This is a genomic window from Streptococcus sp. 27098_8_66 (assembly GCF_041431945.1).
In the GTDB taxonomy this organism is placed as follows: Bacteria; Bacillota; Bacilli; order Lactobacillales; family Streptococcaceae; genus Streptococcus; species Streptococcus dentalis.
This window is the reverse complement of the sequence record NZ_JAPVYS010000001.1, coordinates 1-16613: the sequence shown is the minus strand read 5'-3', so window position 1 is coordinate 16613 and position 16613 is coordinate 1. Positions and strand designations below refer to the sequence as shown.

Annotated in this window: 15 protein-coding genes and 1 pseudogene; 2 read left to right on the top strand and 14 right to left on the bottom strand. The window is 43.8% G+C overall.

The genetic code is table 11. The annotated features are described in order from the left end of the window. Window positions 1-237: 237 nt before the first annotated feature. The 8 genes from O3642_RS00080 to yghU all read right to left on the bottom strand — a co-directional run bounded on the left by O3642_RS00080 (window position 238) and on the right by yghU (window position 6508). Window positions 238-831: a dTDP-4-dehydrorhamnose 3,5-epimerase family protein gene (locus tag O3642_RS00080; protein WP_023918495.1), complete on the bottom strand. Its 594-nt coding sequence runs from the start codon at window positions 829-831 to the stop codon at window positions 238-240. Beyond that, the gene (rfbA, locus tag O3642_RS00075) at window positions 831-1700 is read right to left on the bottom strand and encodes a glucose-1-phosphate thymidylyltransferase RfbA (protein WP_049485426.1); all 870 of its coding nucleotides are present in this window, start codon (window positions 1698-1700) and stop codon (window positions 831-833) included. Before rfbA ends, O3642_RS00080 begins: the two co-directional genes overlap by 1 nt. A 183-nt stretch (window positions 1701-1883) precedes the next feature. Then, window positions 1884-2318, bottom strand: a complete 435-nt coding sequence (locus O3642_RS00070) for a hypothetical protein (protein WP_155172147.1) — start codon at window positions 2316-2318, stop codon at window positions 1884-1886. A gap of 118 nt (window positions 2319-2436) precedes the next feature. Continuing rightward, complete coding sequence (locus O3642_RS00065; RefSeq protein WP_155172149.1) at window positions 2437-2718, bottom strand: ZIP family metal transporter; 282 nt, start codon at window positions 2716-2718, stop codon at window positions 2437-2439. Window positions 2719-2970: 252 nt separating this feature from the next. Continuing rightward, window positions 2971-4062 (bottom strand): NAD(P)/FAD-dependent oxidoreductase, encoded by a 1092-nt coding sequence (locus tag O3642_RS00060; protein WP_371605130.1) that lies wholly within the window; start codon window positions 4060-4062, stop codon window positions 2971-2973. 6 nt (window positions 4063-4068) lie between these two features. Further along, the gene (locus O3642_RS00055; protein WP_371605129.1) at window positions 4069-4866 is read right to left on the bottom strand and encodes a Nif3-like dinuclear metal center hexameric protein; all 798 of its coding nucleotides are present in this window, start codon (window positions 4864-4866) and stop codon (window positions 4069-4071) included. Next, window positions 4853-5542 (bottom strand): tRNA (adenine(22)-N(1))-methyltransferase TrmK, encoded by a 690-nt coding sequence (locus O3642_RS00050; RefSeq protein ID WP_270299623.1) that lies wholly within the window; start codon window positions 5540-5542, stop codon window positions 4853-4855. Before O3642_RS00050 ends, O3642_RS00055 begins: the two co-directional genes overlap by 14 nt. Window positions 5543-5719: 177 nt before the next feature. Next, window positions 5720-6508 carry a glutathione-dependent disulfide-bond oxidoreductase gene (yghU, locus tag O3642_RS00045; RefSeq protein ID WP_371605128.1) on the bottom strand — a complete coding sequence of 263 codons (789 nt, stop codon included), beginning with the start codon at window positions 6506-6508 and terminating at the stop codon, window positions 5720-5722. Between the two features lie 136 nt (window positions 6509-6644). On the opposite strand from yghU, the gene add reads away from it, so the two are divergent. Then, the gene (gene add, locus O3642_RS00040) at window positions 6645-7664 is read left to right on the top strand and encodes an adenosine deaminase (RefSeq protein WP_371605127.1); all 1020 of its coding nucleotides are present in this window, start codon (window positions 6645-6647) and stop codon (window positions 7662-7664) included. A 323-nt stretch (window positions 7665-7987) separates the two neighbouring features. Here the strand turns inward: add and O3642_RS00035 are convergent, their stop codons facing one another. The 5 genes and pseudogenes from O3642_RS00035 to recJ all read right to left on the bottom strand — a co-directional run bounded on the left by O3642_RS00035 (window position 7988) and on the right by recJ (window position 13207). Continuing rightward, on the bottom strand, window positions 7988-8671 hold the full coding sequence (locus tag O3642_RS00035; protein ID WP_045759626.1) for a DnaD domain-containing protein: 684 nt from the start codon (window positions 8669-8671) through the stop codon (window positions 7988-7990). Window positions 8672-8680: 9 nt separating this feature from the next. Beyond that, window positions 8681-9625, bottom strand: coding sequence for a homoserine O-succinyltransferase (gene metA, locus O3642_RS00030; protein ID WP_371605126.1), 945 nt, complete (start codon window positions 9623-9625; stop codon window positions 8681-8683). A gap of 101 nt (window positions 9626-9726) precedes the next feature. Then, a complete protein-coding gene (locus O3642_RS00025) occupies window positions 9727-10239 on the bottom strand; it encodes an adenine phosphoribosyltransferase (protein ID WP_023022957.1) in 513 nt (170 codons plus the stop codon). A gap of 152 nt (window positions 10240-10391) precedes the next feature. Continuing rightward, window positions 10392-10923: pseudogene (locus tag O3642_RS00020) on the bottom strand (TipC family immunity protein). Window positions 10924-10981: 58 nt separating this feature from the next. Further along, complete coding sequence (gene recJ / locus O3642_RS00015; protein WP_371605125.1) at window positions 10982-13207, bottom strand: single-stranded-DNA-specific exonuclease RecJ; 2226 nt, start codon at window positions 13205-13207, stop codon at window positions 10982-10984. 480 nt (window positions 13208-13687) lie between these two features. Between recJ and O3642_RS00010 the strand changes: the two genes are divergently transcribed. Then, entirely contained in the window at window positions 13688-15580 is a 1893-nt protein-coding gene (locus O3642_RS00010; RefSeq protein WP_371605124.1) for a Cna B-type domain-containing protein, read from the top strand. Between the two features lie 190 nt (window positions 15581-15770). Here the strand turns inward: O3642_RS00010 and O3642_RS00005 are convergent, their stop codons facing one another. Further along, window positions 15771-16535 carry a hypothetical protein gene (locus O3642_RS00005; RefSeq protein WP_155173053.1) on the bottom strand — a complete coding sequence of 255 codons (765 nt, stop codon included), beginning with the start codon at window positions 16533-16535 and terminating at the stop codon, window positions 15771-15773. Window positions 16536-16613: the final 78 nt, after the last annotated feature.

Sequence of the window (16613 nt, the reverse complement as noted above, 5' to 3'; positions counted from 1 at the left end):
TCCTTAAATCAATCTTTTTTTAGCTTTCCTTAGGTGAGTACGGACGTCAGCGAACTTCTTCGAAGTTCCATGACTAAGTTTTGAGCCTAGTGTCTCAAAACTTCCAAGCACCTGAAACAAAAGTAGTTCAGGTGCTTTTCTCACGGCGGAAAGCTAAGTACATAGCTCGCTTCGCTCGTTTATAGCAAAGCTAAAAACTATATAAATGATGTTCTTGATTGTTTTAAGATTTATATTTTACAAATCTTCTGCTTTTAGGGGTTTGACATCTTTGAGCAACGGGTGGTTCTTGTCTGCTTCTGAGACTTCTGCTTCTTCCAAGTTTTCCCACTGGATGTCTAGGCTTGGGTCTGCGTAGTTGACAAAAGCATATTTTGGCTTGAGTTCCAGTGCCCAGTAATCATTGACTAAGTATGTATAGGCAACTTTGTCTGTCAAAACTTGGAACCCATTGGCAACACCACGAGGAACGAAGATGCCTTTTGAAGCATCGATCACGGTTTGGTAGGTGTTCCCAAAGCTATCGCCTTCACGAAGGTCTACCCAAGTTCCAAGAACCTTTCCTTCATCTGCTACAGAAATGTACTTGTCCCAAGGCTCTGCATGCAAGCCACGCAAAACATTTTTGCGAGAGAATGAAATATTGTTTTGCAACTTGCCTTCCGCAAAGAAGCTTTCAGGGAAGCCAAGAGGAAGCATTTTCTCTTTTTGGAAGTTTTCTTTAAACCAACCACGGTTATCTCCGCGCACAGGAATATCAAACTCCATCAAGCCTGGGATGGCTTCAATTTTGCGTGCTGCTAATTCTTTATCAAAAAATTGTTCCGTCATTAAGCTTCTCCAATCAAACGGAGCAAATATTGTCCGTATTCGTTTTTCTTCAGTGATTGCGCTAATTCATGGACTTGTTCTTTAGTGATATAGCCCATACGATAAGCAATTTCCTCAAGGTTAGCTACTTGGACATTTTGCAAGCGTTGAACAGTTTCGATATATTGAGAAGCCTGCAAGAGACTTTCGTGAGTTCCAGTATCCAACCAGGCAAAACCACGGCCCATGAGCTCAACAGAGAGATCTCCACGCTCCAAATAGGCCTTGTTGACATCGGTGATTTCAAGCTCTCCACGAGGACTTGGTTTGATGTTTTTGGCAATCTCTACCACATCATTGTCATAGAAGTAAAGTCCTGTCACTGCAAAATTCGATTTTGGATGTTCTGGCTTTTCTTCGATAGAGATAGCATTCATATCCGCGTCAAACTCTACCACACCAAAGCGTTCTGGATCTTTGACTTGGTAACCAAAGACAGTCGCTCCTTTTTCCTTTGATTCTGCCCGTTGCAACATCTTGGTTAAGCCGTTTCCGTGAAAGATATTGTCCCCAAGGATGAGGGCAACGTGATCGTCCCCGATAAAGTCTTCCCCGATGATGAAGGCTTGCGCCAAGCCATCTGGACTTGGTTGCTCTGCATAAGAGAGAGAAATTCCTAGTTCAGAGCCATCTCCAAGAAGCTCTTCAAAACGAGGTAGGTCTTGAGGAGTCGAGATGATCAGGATATCTTTGATCCCAGCCAACATGAGGGTTGACAGCGGATAGTAGATCATTGGTTTGTCATAAATGGGCATCAACTGCTTAGAAGCCGCACGTGTCAATGGATACAAGCGAGTTCCTGAGCCCCCTGCTAAAATAATACCTTTCATAATGGTAGGCCTTTCTACGTAGTCATTACCCTTATTTTATCATGTTTATATAAAAAAGTCACCTTGCATTTGTGTTACGAGGTGATGACATGATGTGAGCAATAGTCTCGTTAACGATCTTCATTATCGTGATTCAAATAGGACGATCGGACTAAATCTCCTTGATATACTTTAATTCACTGATCACTGCTTCTCTTCTGAACCATCCGAATATCTTACCCTTACTCTTGATTTTGTCGTTCCTCTCCTAGAATCCATAAAGCTCTGAAATTCCTCATCTTCATTATGATAGACCCCTATCTTAATTTTATTCGCATCTTTATCATAAGCTAGTACATGTTCCTTGGAACTCCCATCAGAAAATGTGAATTTTACATCTGCTCCCCATGCGTCTGAAGGAGTAGAGCTATAAGATGGGGTTTTAATCTCAATTTCTTCAATTCCCTCGTAAGAATTCTTCAAGGTCTTTACAAGGCTGACTTCATACTCTCTATTGCGTTGTTTTTCCTCTAATTTTTTATTCACATAAAACAACGAAATCCCAATTGCAAAAAGGAGAGCCAAAGCGATGACACTCATCATCCTTTTGCTTTTCTTTTTAAATTTGATTTTGACCATAAGACGATACTCCTTACTAACGAAGATTCCTTTGAGCTGTATCTGACTATCTTTTTTCTCAAAGAAAATAACAGCAATCAAAAAGAGAGCTTGTCCTGACGCTCTCCTTTTCAGTTCCTTATCCCAAAGCTACGTCGAGGATCATCATAATGACAAAGCCAACCATGAGACCGAGGGTCGCAACGTCTGTGTTGCCATTGGTCTGGGAATCTGGGATCAACTCTTCGACCACTACAAAAATCAACGCACCTGCCGCAAAGCCCATCATGATATCCAGTAATTTGCGACTAATATGCTTGAAGAAAAAGACGATAGCTGACCCGACAATGGTACAGCCCCATGTAAACAATCCTGCGAGAAAGGCCTGCAAGACCACGGATTGCGATTGAAACCAATTCATAATAACTCCCATTTTCTTGATGATTCACTCCCTCTATTCTACTATTTTTAGCCAAATTACAGAAGGTCTTTCGAAAAAAAGAGAGTGGGACAGAAATCGGTAATTCGTTAGAATTCGATTTCGTCGTCCCACCTCCGCACAGTTGAGTAGGGCTGTAAAAGCTGATGAAATCAGCGTAGTAGAGCCCACTCAACCACTGCGTCTTGCTCGACAATCCAAAAACAATTGAGAGGCTAGGACTTTTGTCCCAGCCTACTTCTTCACATATTGTTCAACTGGATAATCTGCTGGATCCAAGCGCAGGTTTCCTCCTGCCACGAGTTGGGCTAGGTGCCAACCAATGAGGGGACCAGTTGTGAGGCCAGACGAACCTAAGCCACTGGCAACATAAAGACCAGCTTGATTGGGAACGGCTCCCCAAAATGGTGAAAAGTCACTGGTGTAGGCCCGTGTTCCCACGCGCTCGCCGACAACTTCGGCTTGAGCTAGTTCTGGATAGTAGGCCAAAGCTTCTGTTTCCATCTGATTTAGCAGAGCTTGATCCACCGTCAGGTCAAAGCCCATCTCATTTTCATGGGTGGCTCCCATACTGATCTTGCCCTGCTGAAATGGAATGATATCCAGCTCTCCTTCAGGCATGACCACTGGATAATCATCAGTATCTCGGTCTAGCTGATAATCCCTCAACTGTCCTTTTTGAGGACGGACATCAACTTGGTAGCCAAGTGGTTCGAGGATTTTCCCCAACCAGGCTCCTGTTGCCAGGATGACTTGGTCATAGCTTTCTCCAGCAATCTGATAGCCATTACTTGAGACAGAGAAAGCAACCTCTTCCTTGATCACTCTTGCCCCACTTGCCTGAAGAAGGGTTTCCGTCAGAAGAGCTCCTTCTACATGGGCTCCACCTGAGGCATAAAGGAGTTTCTCAAAGCCTTGTAGATCAGGAAATTGCTGGGCTACTTCTTCCTTAGTCAAAATTGCCAAGTCCCCGATTAAGGGAGATTCTTCTCGTCGACTCAGCGCCAACTGATAGAGTTCGTCTAATTTTTCCTCATTTTTCTTGAGGAGATAGACACCAGTCTGCTGGTAAAAATCTGTTTTAATTCCGTCCTTGGCCAGGTCTTCTACCAATTCTTGGTAAAAATCTGCTCCCAGACGAGCCAGGCGATACCAGGCCTTGTTTCGACGCTTGGAAAACCAAGGGCTGATAATGCCCGCTGCCGCCTTAGTTGCTTGGCCAACTCCATGGTCGTAGACGGTCACTTCTACCTGTGCTTCTTTGGATAAATAATAGGTTGCAGTGGATCCCACGATCCCTGCACCGATAATGGCAACTTTCATCATGACCCCTTAGATATGGTAAAAAGGATTGGTACTGGCTTGACTGCCAATCACCTCAATTTCCCACGCTTCTTCAGCCTTCCACTGATTGAGCTTTTCTACTAATTTTGACACAAAGAGAACCTCGATATGGTGTCCTGGATCCAAGGCCAAGAGCCCATCGCTCAGCATGTCCTGAGCCGTGTGGTAGTAGATATCTCCGGTGATATAGACCTCTGCTCCCTTGGCAAGAGCATCCTTGTAAAAGGACTGGCCACTTCCTCCACAAATTGCGACACGCTCAATGACCCGATCCAGGTCAGCCTGGTCATAGCTAACCAAGCGCAAAGCATCTAGGCCAAAGGTTTCTTTAACCTTGTGAGCCAACTGGCCAAAGGTTTGGGAAGCTACTTGACCGATGCGACCGATTCCCAGCCCTTCTCCTGTCATACTGAGGGGCTCTGTATCTTCAATGTCCAAGAGCTGGCAAAACCAATCGTTGAGACCATCTGGGACAATGTCAATATTGGTATGGCTGACATAGACCGCGATATCATGCTTGATCAAGTCGATATAGATCTGATTTTGAGCCCGGTCAGCTACCAAATCTTTAAGCGGGCGGAAAATCGGCGCATGCTTGACGATGATCAAGTCCACCCCATGGGCGATAGCTTCCGCCACCGTCTGCTCGCGGATATCTAAGGCCACCATGACCTTATGAATGTCTTTTTGCAAAGTGCCGACCTGTAGCCCACGGACATCTCCCTCCATGGAAAGTTCCTGAGGACAGTAGGCTTCATAGCGTTTGATGACTTCACTTGCTAACATGTAGAACCTCCTTGATGTGAGCGATGCGCTCTTCTAACGATGCTCTGGCGGATTGATTCTCAACTGGGACCTGCTCCAAGGCGAAGGCTAATTTCTCCACTTCCTTGGACCACTTTTGGACAAAGGCTGGAGCTTGTTCCCGCATCAAATAGGGACCAAAGCGTAGTTCCTTGGCTGTCAACTCTTGAGAACCCTGTTCCACCACAAGGATCTCATAGAACTTCTCATTTTCTTCCAAGATAGCTTCATCGACAATGCAGAAATCATGATCTACTAACCAAGCCCGCAGTTCATCCTCTCGATTATTGGGTTGCAGGACCAAGCGAGAGACACCAGCTAATTTCTCAAGACCTGCCGCTAGGATATCTGCAATCAAGCGTCCTCCCATGCCGGCAATAGTGATACAGGAAATGCTATCTGCTGGTTCAAAGGCAGCCAATCCATCAGCCAGGCGGACCTCAATCTTGTCCTCTAAGCCATTATCGGCGACATTTTGCAGGGCAGACTGATAGGGGCCCTCTACCACTTCACCAGCAATGGCAGCCTCAATCTTGCCTTCTTGTAAGAGGGCGATTGGCAGATAAGCATGGTCACTCCCCACATCCAACAGACGCGCCCCAGCTGGGACGAAGCTAGCCACCAAGTCCAAGCGATTTGATAATTTAGTAAATTCCATGTGCTACTTTCTAAACTTTTATTCCATCCTTTAGTATACCATGTTTGCACCATTAAAAAAAGGCGCAACGGCGCCTTGTCAAATTGCTTCTAAATTGTTCTAGCTAGCTATATAAGTCGAGAAATCTCTTGTTTTTGGAGCCAACAATCTAGGTATTGAGTTTTCTATGCTTAGACTTTAGTCAATTTCCTTATATTCTACTTCCAAGCCACGTTTTACAGCTGGGCGATTGGAGATTTTCTCTGTCCAAGCCTGCAAATACTTGTATTCCTTCACATTTAGGAAAATCCCTGCACGGTCCCAGACCTTGTCTTGGGCTAGACGGCCATACCAAGACCAGATGGCAATATCTGCAATGGTATAGTCATCCCCTGCGATATAAGGTTTAATGGCCAGTTCCTTGTCCAGTAGGTCCAATTGGCGTTTGGCTTCCATGGCAAAGCGGTTGATTGCATATTCGATTTTCTCCGGCGCATAGTGGAAGAAATGACCAAAGCCTCCACCTAGGAAAGGTGCTGCACCCGTCTGCCAGAAGAGCCAGTTGAGTACTTCTGTCCGTTTAGCCAAATCAGTCGGGATTAATTTGCCAAATTTCTCTGCTAAATACAGGAGGATATTGGCCGATTCAAAGACCCGAATCGCTTCCTCTCCTGATTGATCCAACATGGCTGGAATTTTCGAGTTAGGATTGATGGCTACAAAGTCACTTCCAAACTGATCTCCCTCGCCAATCTTGATCCGATAAGCGTCATAGCCTGCATCCACTCCCAGCTCTTTGAGTTCCTCCAACATAATGGTGGCCTTGATCCCATTGGGTGTTGGAAGGGTATAGAGTTGGAAAGGCTGGTCGCCTTTTGGAAGGGTTTGTTCAAAGCGGGCACCTGCTGTTGGTTGGTTCAAGCCACCCCAGGCTCCTCCCATTTGGCTCGGTGCTTCCCATACTTCTGGTAATTGATAATCTGACATCTTTCTTCTCCTTTATTTTTCTACTCTTAGCATATCAAATCTCGGGCTCCCTTTCAAAGATCTGCTACGCGAAGGCTACTTGACTTTTTTTGTCAAAATGATAGTATAGAAAAAATACAATTTTAAGGAGAAAACCATGTCCACGATCGATTTTCATAGTTTGGCAAAGACAGAATTGCACTGTCACTTAGACGGTTCCTTGTCGCTTCCAATCATTCGCCAACTGGCAGCCATGGCCCATATTGACCTACCTGCTAGTGATGAAGAGCTCAAGCACCATGTCACTGCCCCTGCCCACTGTGAGAATCTTTTGGACTATTTAGAGGCCTTTGACTACATTCGGCCCCTTCTTCAAACCAAGGAAGCCTTGACGCTTGCTGCTTACGATGTGGCCAAGCAAACTGCTCTTGAAAATGTCGTCTACATCGAGGTCCGCTTTGCCCCAGAATTGTCCATAGATCAAGGGCTCACCGTCCCAGAAACTATCGATGCTGTCTGTGAAGGACTGCGTCAAGCCCAGGAGGAATTTGGCATTGTTGCAAAAGCCTTAGTCTGTGGCATGCGCCAGTCCGATCAAGATCTCACCTCTCGCATTCTTGCAGAAGCCAACCAAGTTAGTGATCAGGATTTTGTTGGTTTTGACTTTGCCGGGGATGAGCACAACTACTCTCCAGAAGATATTCGAACTCTAATTGAGCAAGTCAAGAGTTACCATCGGCCCATGACGCTTCATGCAGGTGAGTGTCATTGCCCACACTTTGTTGCCCAATCGATTGCATTTGGCATCAAACGCAATGGCCACGTGACAGCTCTATCTCATGAACCAGCCTTACTCCAATCCTTTATTGAAAATGGGGTTACTGGTGAACTCTGCTTGACTAGCAACTTACAGACAAAAGCCGCACCGACTTTAGAGGATTTCCCTTATTTGAAAATGAAGGAAGCAGGTGCTCGAATCAGTATCAATACCGATAACCGGACTGTATCTGATACCGACCTCACCAAGGAATATGCCCTCTACCATCAGCATTTCCAAACCAAGAAAACTGACTTTTACCAGCACAATGTCGATGCCATCCAGGCTTCCTTTGCTAGTGAGGAGGAAAAACAAGAACTCCTTAGCAAACTAAAAAAAGCCTACGCGGACTATCTATAAACGGATTAGCTTACATTTGATTAAGCAATCGTTTTAGATTGAAGACAGTAACTTATTAGAAACTTTCCTTAGGTGAGTACGGACGTCTGCGAACTTCTCCGAAGTTCCAAGACTTAGTTTTGAACCTAAAGTTTCAAAACTCCCGGGTACTTGAAACAATAGTGTTTCAAGTACCATTCTCACAGCGGAAAGTTCCAATACATCCTAATATTGCTCTAAAATCCTCATATTTCTTCTATCTTCGCGAAATTATGCAGGTTATTTCATTCAAAAGAAGTTTGTCTACATTCAAAAACTAGCACTTTTATAAAGTGCTAGTTTTTTTAATCTTTCCACAAATCCATGGCCTTCAAGAAATCATCTGAAACGGTCACATTGCGTGGGTTGGCTTGCTCGCGTTCTTGTAGTTTCGCCTCTACTTGGGCCAGGCTGTTGATGCCTTCACTGCGCCAGTTGCGTAAAATAGCTTGGATATATTTCCAGTGAGGCTTGCCGTTAAAGACAGCTTCTCGTAAGGCTGCCTTGATCACATCTGGATCTGTCTGATCCTCGCGCACAGTCTTGGTCAAGTCTTCAATCTCAAAAGGCGTCAAGAGTCGTCCCAGTTCTTGTTGGAAGGTTTCCACCAAGTCCTTGATGACATTTCCCTTAGCAGGCGCGCTCTGTGTCTTCCCTTGTGTCTGGGCTTCTAAAATCTCATCCAAGCGCTCCAGGGCAATGGTCGCATCAAAGATGGCTTCAATCTCGCCATTGAGCTCAATGGTCCGGTACTGAAGGAGTCCCTTGGTGGTCAAATTGGACATGATACGATTGACCTCTGTCACGGTTTTTCCTAGATGACTGGCAATCTGATTGGGAGTCAAGGTCTCTTGACCGGTCGTATTTTGAAGGAAGAAAAACTGCCAAACCAAGTAGTCATCTGCTTGGTCAAATAACTCATGATAATGAAAAAGTAAGGCACTTGGAAGAACCAAGTTGCCATACTTAAATGCTTGTGAATATGTCATAATTCCCCTTTATAGGTAACCATAAAATGAAATATCTTTTTCCAATTCTTCCAAGCGGTAAGGTGTTTCTTGATAAACCGCATAGTTGATCCAATTACTAAAGAAGGTCGTCGCAGCAAGATTCCAACGAATGCGAGGTTCTGTATTGGCATCATTCTCATCAAAGTAATTTTTTGGAAGGGCTGGATCCAAGCCTGCCTTGACATCTCGGTGGTATTCTTTCGCCAGCGTATCGCGATCATACTCCAGATGGCCAAAACTGTATACCTCACGCATGTCTGGACTGGCAATGATAGACAAACCAACTTCATTTCCCTGAGCGATCACCTGAAGATTGCTCTTTTCAAGAACTTCCTTCAAAGGAATATCCGTATAGCGAGAATGAGGGGCAAGGAAGCGGTCGTCAAATCCTCTCATGAGCAGACTATCGGGACGCACCACTGCTTGGTCATAGATACCCGATAGCTTGTCACAGAGCTCTACTTTTTGAATTCCGTAACGGTGGTACAGTCCAGCCTGGGCTCCCCAACAAAGGTGCAAGGTAGAAAAGACATGACGCTTAGACCATTCAAAAACCTGGGTCAATTCTTCCCAATAATCTACTTCCTCAAAGTCCATCTTTTCGACAGGCGCCCCCGTCACAATCAAGCCGTCATAGTAATTATCCTTGATATCCTCAAAAGTCTTGTAAAAACTCTCCATATGCTCGGCCGCTGTATTTTTAGACTTATGGCTCGCCATATAGAGGAAATCTACATTGATCTGCAAGGGCGTATTGGCCAGGAGGCGTAGCAGTTGAGTCTCAGTTGCTTCCTTAGTCGGCATGAGATTCAAAATCAGAACATTTATAGGACGAATATCCTGGTGAGTTGCTCGAACATCATCCATGACAAAAATATTTTCTGAACGAAGAATATCTACTGCAGGTAATTTTTTATCTAGTGTAATTGGCATAAAAATCTCCCATCGTGCAAGTTCTTAACTAACATTATATGATAGGAGCTTATAGTTTTCAATTATGGTTTTTCTGTATCCAGTTATAGTATTAGGCTATATTAGTAATGCATCAAGACTTTGTAGTCGTAATCGCCGATCGCTTCGCGACCTTTCAATTCATCCAACTCGATCAAGAAGGCACACCCTGCAACGACGCCACCGAGTTTTTCGATCATTTCGATGGTTGCTTTAACGGTACCACCCGTAGCCAAAAGGTCATCAACGATGAGGACGCGTTGGCCTGGTTTGATGGCATCTGCGTGCATGGTTAAGGTATCTACACCGTATTCTTTTTCGTAGTCAGCAGAGATGACTTCACGTGGCAATTTTCCAGGTTTACGAACAGGCGCAAATCCAATTCCCAACTCAAAAGCGACCGGACATCCAACGATGAAACCACGCGCTTCAGGACCAACGATCATGTCGATTTTCTTATCCGTCGCGTATTGAACGATTTCACGAATCGCATAACTATAAGCATTGCCATCTGCCATCAAAGGGCTGATATCACGGAAGGTAATTCCTTCTTGTGGATAGTTTTCAATGCTTGCAATGTAATCTTTTAAATTCATGGTTAACTTTCTTTCATAAAAAATTTTTACATTCCATTATACCATGAATTCTACTAACTTGCATCATTTTTGCCAAATCATTTTCCCAAGCTCCCGCGTCAAAAGCAAAAATCCCACATCCGAAAAATGATGTGGGATTGGAAACATGCTTACTATTCATCTATCAATTTATTGTACTCGATTTTCATATCACCTAGGTTCTTCAAGGAATAGCGAGAGCTTCCATTTTTGAACCAGGTACCAAGGATGTATTGCTCGGTCACTTTCTTACTTTGCTTTTTCAACCAAGTCCGGTCTTTGCCATAGGCGGCAAGTTGATCAAGGAGTTGCTGGTCTTTATAGATTTTGTTATCTGTTTCTAGATATACTTTTTCTTGCACTATAGCTTTTTTTATGAGAGTCATAAACAAATCCAAATCCAATCATGGTTTTACTATCCAACTCATGATCATACAAATATAACCAATCAGAAGTTCCCTTAAATACTGTTACAGAAAGATGTTGCTTATCATCAACAATATTTTTGGAAAAAGAGAAAGTTTTATGTCCTTCACCCTCTTGAAAAGTATCATCACTTCCAATGATCTGCGTATAAGGCTTGAACATCACGTAGCGTATCCACCCACCATTTTCAGAGTAAACAATCTCCTCCATAGGATTTTTGAGACTCAGGTAGATTCCCAACCAATAAAGAGCTAAAAGCAGGAAGAGCTGAGCCAGAGGAATTTTTTTAGATGTTTTTTCATGAGGCCTGTCCTGTCAGATAGTCGTAGATTTCACGAACCGTTCCAAGGGCCATCAACTCCTGCTCTTTCACCGTTTGTTTGAGGTTTTGGTAGACGCTGCTTTCTGCGATTTCCCGTTTTTCTGCTTCTTTATTAACCTTCATGATGCCATTTTCAATGGTCACGAAGCCCAACTCTTGGAAGATCTGGATCATTTTGACCAAGAGGATCTGCTGGATCTTGAGATAGGCCGCTAGGTCTTTGAGTTTGTAGCGGACATCAAACTCTGGGTACTGATAGATGGTTTTATAGAGTTTGGCATACTGGTCCCTGCTACCGTAGCCTGTTAGATAGTAGGCTTTGGCGATCTCATTTTTGAAATAAACGGCCTGGAAATCATGCTCTTGGAACATTTGCCGTAGTTGCTCTAAATCCTCAGGGATATTTCCAACTACAACAGCGGGCTCGCCTGTAAGATCTGGCAATTCTTTAGAAAAATCAAGAACGGGAACACCTGCGGGGAGGCTGGCATTTTTAGAGCGGATATTAAAGAGCTGCACACCATCCACACGCGCATCAACCAGCATGAGCTGCAAGGTTGTTTGGCCATTCCATTGGTTGACCGACAACTGCACAGCTAGCTCTAGGTCTTGCGCCTGTGCAAACTCTGCCTCTAAGCTTCCCAAGCCAAAGGCAACCACCTCAAAGGTCGCATCTTCTTGAGAAATTTTGAGTTTTAAGTGGGTATTGCCAGCTCCCATCGAGCGTGCCCCTTCTACCTTGAAATTACGGATTAGAAAGACTGGTTTTTTATTGTCCATGCCAAAAGGACTCAAGCGATCAAAGCTTTTCAAGGTCTCAAGCGTTAGTTCTGTTAGATGCAGTTCCTCATCGATCGCTAAGCTAGACTTGCTACTGAGATCAATCTCTTGTTCTGCAATGTAATCCGTAAGAGCCTGAGACAAGGCAGGGAGTTGGTCCACCTCGAGCGTCATCCCTGCTGCTCCGGCATGTCCTCCAAAGGCGACAAAGAGCGACCGGTGAGGATCGAGGGCATCAAAGATATTGACCGTCTCAGGACTCCGAGCGCTCCCCTTAGCTCGTCCATCTTCGATGCTTAAAACAACAACTGGCTGATGAAGCTCTTCTAATAGACGACCGGCAACAATACCAAGGACCCCTGGATTCCAGCCTTCTTTGGCCAAGACCTGAGCGGACAAGTTTGGATCGACCATGGTTTTTGCTTCATCGTAGATGCTTTGAACAATCTCTTTTCGTTCTTCATTCTTCTGATGAATCATGAGGGCAATCTCGTGCGCCTCTTCATCGTCAAATCCTGTCAGGAATTCAATGGCCGGATTGGGATCATCGAGGCGTCCAAGGGCATTGAGACGAGGAGCAATCTGAAAACCAACTGTTTCTTCATTGATATCCTCCGGACGAATCCCTGCGATCTCCAAGAGTTCCTGCAAGCCCATGCGCTGGGTATGTTGGAGAACATCCAGACCGTACTTGACCAGAATCCGATTCTCATCTGTCAGGCTGACCATGTCAGCAATGGTCCCAATTGCTACCAGGTCTAAGAGATCGACTGGTACTTCCTCTAGGAGGGCACAGGCCAACTTAAAGGCCACACCACATCCTGCTAGATAATGGAAGGGATAAGCCGCATCTGGATGCTCTGGATGGATGATCGCATAAGCATCCGGCAAGTCCTCTGGCATAGAGTGGTGGTCCGTCACGATGACATCCACTCCCATTGCCTGGGCCATGGCGATGGCTTGATTACCTGCCACGCCATTGTCAACCGTGACAATCAAAGAAATACCTTGCTGATCGATAAAGTACTTGTAGACACTCTCATTGGGACCATAGCCGTCTGTGAAGCGGTTGGGTAGGTAGACTTGCACCTCTGCACCCATCTGCTCCAAGGTTTCCTTCATAATAGAGGCCGAGGTCATCCCGTCCGCGTCATAGTCTCCGTAGATGAGGATCTGCTCATAATCTTCGATGGCCCGTCGGATGCGCTCCACTGCCTTGTCCATATCATGGAGCAAATAAGGGTCATGGAGTTTCTCTAACTTGGGCTCTAAAAAGTCTTCTAAATCCTCTTTGGTCTGAATGCCACGCTCATACAGCAAGGTTGCCACGGATGCTTCTAGGCCTGCTTTTTTGGCAAGGGCTAAAAAGGCCTCATCTGCTCTTGGCGAAGCTAACTGCCAATCGTATTTTGAAGTGATCATCTAGCTTTTGGTCTCCTCTTTTTCTTATCTGAATATTATATCATGAAAGCCGAAAATGGCGGTGGAAAAAAGGTCAAGAAGTGGTTGCGACGAAATGAACAATATCTTTTATTTTTGTTACATTTAGATTGACTTGTATACATAAAAGCTTATAATATTAGTGATAATAATCTTTTTTAAATATGTAATGGAATGATTGTTCTGTTAAAATTTGTAACGCTTATTATCACTTGAACATTATGACGCTTGTCATTTCTCTCTTTTTTCTATCTAAACAAACGTAGTTAGAGGGTTTGAGCTGATTTTATCGGTGGGTTTGTTTTCATTGTTTCCATTAAAGGAGCAAACGTTTCATCGGTCCATCCTAAATTGAGGCGGCTGATTTCATGGAGTGTAAATTAGAAGTCTTTCTATTTTAGGATATATCACTAAATAGAAAGACCTCGGAAAGGGCAGGCAGAAGAAAGGAAATGAGGCCAATTGAAATCTCTTTATAAAAAGATAGTTGCATTTGTAGCTATCATCGGTGTGGTAGCCTTAGGCTTGTCTGTGATCAAACCTGTTAGTGCCGCCACTGTTTCACCAACTGTCTCCAACTTAAAGGCCCAAGCAAGTGGACAAAAGGTTAACTTTTCATTTGACTGGGACTTAACAGGAATTTCTGTTAAGGAGGGTGATACCTTTACCATTGATGCTCCTGAAGGTGTCAATATCACCAAACTTGCAACGGAGTCACTTCAAGCCAACGGAGCTGAAGTCGCAACCATTTCGATGACAAACAAAAAGATTACTTTTACCTTTAAAAAAGCCATCGAATCCATGAACCAAAACGTTAAGGGTGGCTTCTCATACAAAGCAGAATGGGACAACACTCCTGGAAATCCTGGAAACAAAACTGCCACCTCTAAGGTTGGTTCCGAATCCGTTGTCATCACACGTCCTGATGGTCCTGGAGTATTTGAATCTGTGTTGAACAAGTACAACCTTACGGGTGACTATGTAACTAAGCAATTCAAATTAGACGCATCTGAAAACTGGGCATGGTTGAATGTTGGGGATGACTACTATCTAACAAAATGGTTTATCCGTATCAATGGAGATGGTAAAAAACAAGCCATCACAAACCCTGTTGTATCAGATAAAATCCAAGCTCCAGCCGTCGATTACTCAAAAATCACTTTTGCTCCTGCTGCTAACCACGCTGCAAATGAATTCTTTGTGGGAACTTACTTGAAACCATCCTTCACTTTAAGAAAAGGTGGACAAGTGATTGCTTCAGGTTGGGACTTCTGGAAACATGTGAAATTCGATGCAGACGGTAATGGATTTACCGTGAATTTATCAGATGTCAGTGATGTCTTTAAAACAGCATCTAGCGATGAATTGATCGTTGAATACCAAACATTAATTCCTAAGACAACCATCCGTGTTGATAACAACGCTACTTTGACAGCTGATGAAATCACAACACCTCAAACTGACCCAGCCTTCTGGAACAACAACGAGTTGAAATTCTGGGTATCTGGTGACACCACTGTGACGGTTCAGAAAGAGTGGGTTGGTGACGAGGAAGCTGACCGTAAAGATATTACTGTACAATTGTATGCGGACGGCAAAGCCTTGGATGGGTTAACACAAACCCTTACAAAAGCTTCTGGCTGGAAAGCAGAATTTACGAAATTGCCAGGTATCAAAGACGGTAAGAAGATTGAGTACTCAGTAGTGGAAACTAACACTCCAGAAGGTTACACTTCTAAAGTTGAGAAAATTGATGATGACAACGTGATTAAAGTGGTCAACACATCAAATAAACCAACTACAACTACGACAACCACTACTACAACTACAACTACGACTCAAGAGCCTACAACTACAACTACTACGACTCAAGAGCCTACAACTACAACCACTACGACTCAAGAGCCTAAGACTACTGTAACTACTACGCCTGAGACTCCTGATACAACTGTTTCAACAGAAGAGCCTAAGACTACTGTAACTACTACGCCTGAGACTCCTGATACAACTGTTTCAACAGAAGAGCCTAAGACTACTGTAACTACTACCGATGAACCTAAGACTACCGAAGCGACTACAACACCAGAAGAACCAGAAAACCACAATAGTAGTGAAGAAGATACAACAACTACTACTGTAGAACCTAAGACTACACCCGAAAATCCAAATAAACCTGAACATTCTGGTACTACAACGACACCAAGTGCGCCAGGTTCCAATGGTGAAAACAATGGTGGAGGTCACAAAATACTTCTTCCTAATACAGGTGAAGTTGTTGCATCTGGACTTGTCTTCTCAGGAATTCTTGTCTTAGCAGGTGCTGTTGGAATCAAACGGAAATTGACTGATAACTAATCGTATCATTAGGAACAGTCCTTACTTCTATCAACCCCCTAACGAAGAAACTTCTACTCTCATTCATAGAAGTTGAAACAAATAGAGAGAACCGAAAGGTTCTCTTTTTTATCCTGTTTTTCTTTAATAGATAACAAAAACAGCTCAGGGACCTTCATCTTGAGCTGTCGTTTTTCCTATTTCACCTTTTTTACTGATCCAATTTCACAACCTGTCCATCCTTAACGTTAAAATGATAGGAGATGGATTCATGATCTTTATTCTTGAAATCCAGGTAATAGAAATCATAGTCACCATCTGGAAGAACACTAGCATCCAACTTTTTAGCGGCAGCTTTTAAATCCTTTTCCTGGATGGATTGGTCGTCTTCTACTGAGATCATCATACGAACCAGCCCCTTTTGAATGAGGGTGGCGTACGGAATCTGGTAATAACCTGCGAAATCGTTCTTTCCTTCTTGCCTATTTTGAGCCGCCAGTTCTTCCAATTCTTCTGTAGCCTCCTTTTGATAAGAAGAACTAACGTTGGGGAGAAAATGAAAATGAGAGAGAGTCATTCCTAAATCCTGCTTTTTAAGCTTATCCAGTAGTTGGGGCTCTTTTTTCTGTACTTCCTTCTGCTCTGTAAAGACTTCTTTATAACTTGGAGTGGTTTGTCCATAGGGATCAGACCAGTCATTTTGTAAGAAAGCATGCACCTCAAGAGGTACGGTTTGACCGTCATAGGTTTTCTCCAAATAAGTAAAATCGACCTTATAACCCGGAATTTCTAAAGCCTGCCAGGAAAGACGGTTAATTTTGACATTCCCATGCAGACCAACCTTAGCAAGCTCACTGCTGACAACTTCCTTAGCCTTTTTGTAATCACTCGATGTCATGATCTTACAACTGGAAAGAAGGAGGCAACAAAGAATCAGTGGGATTCCTGCGAATAGTTTGAAATAATTGAGTTTCATAGCCTGACCTTCTTTCTAAATTCGACCTAATCTCCTCCTCATTTTACCATCAATCCCCCCTTTTGTCAGTCAAATAGA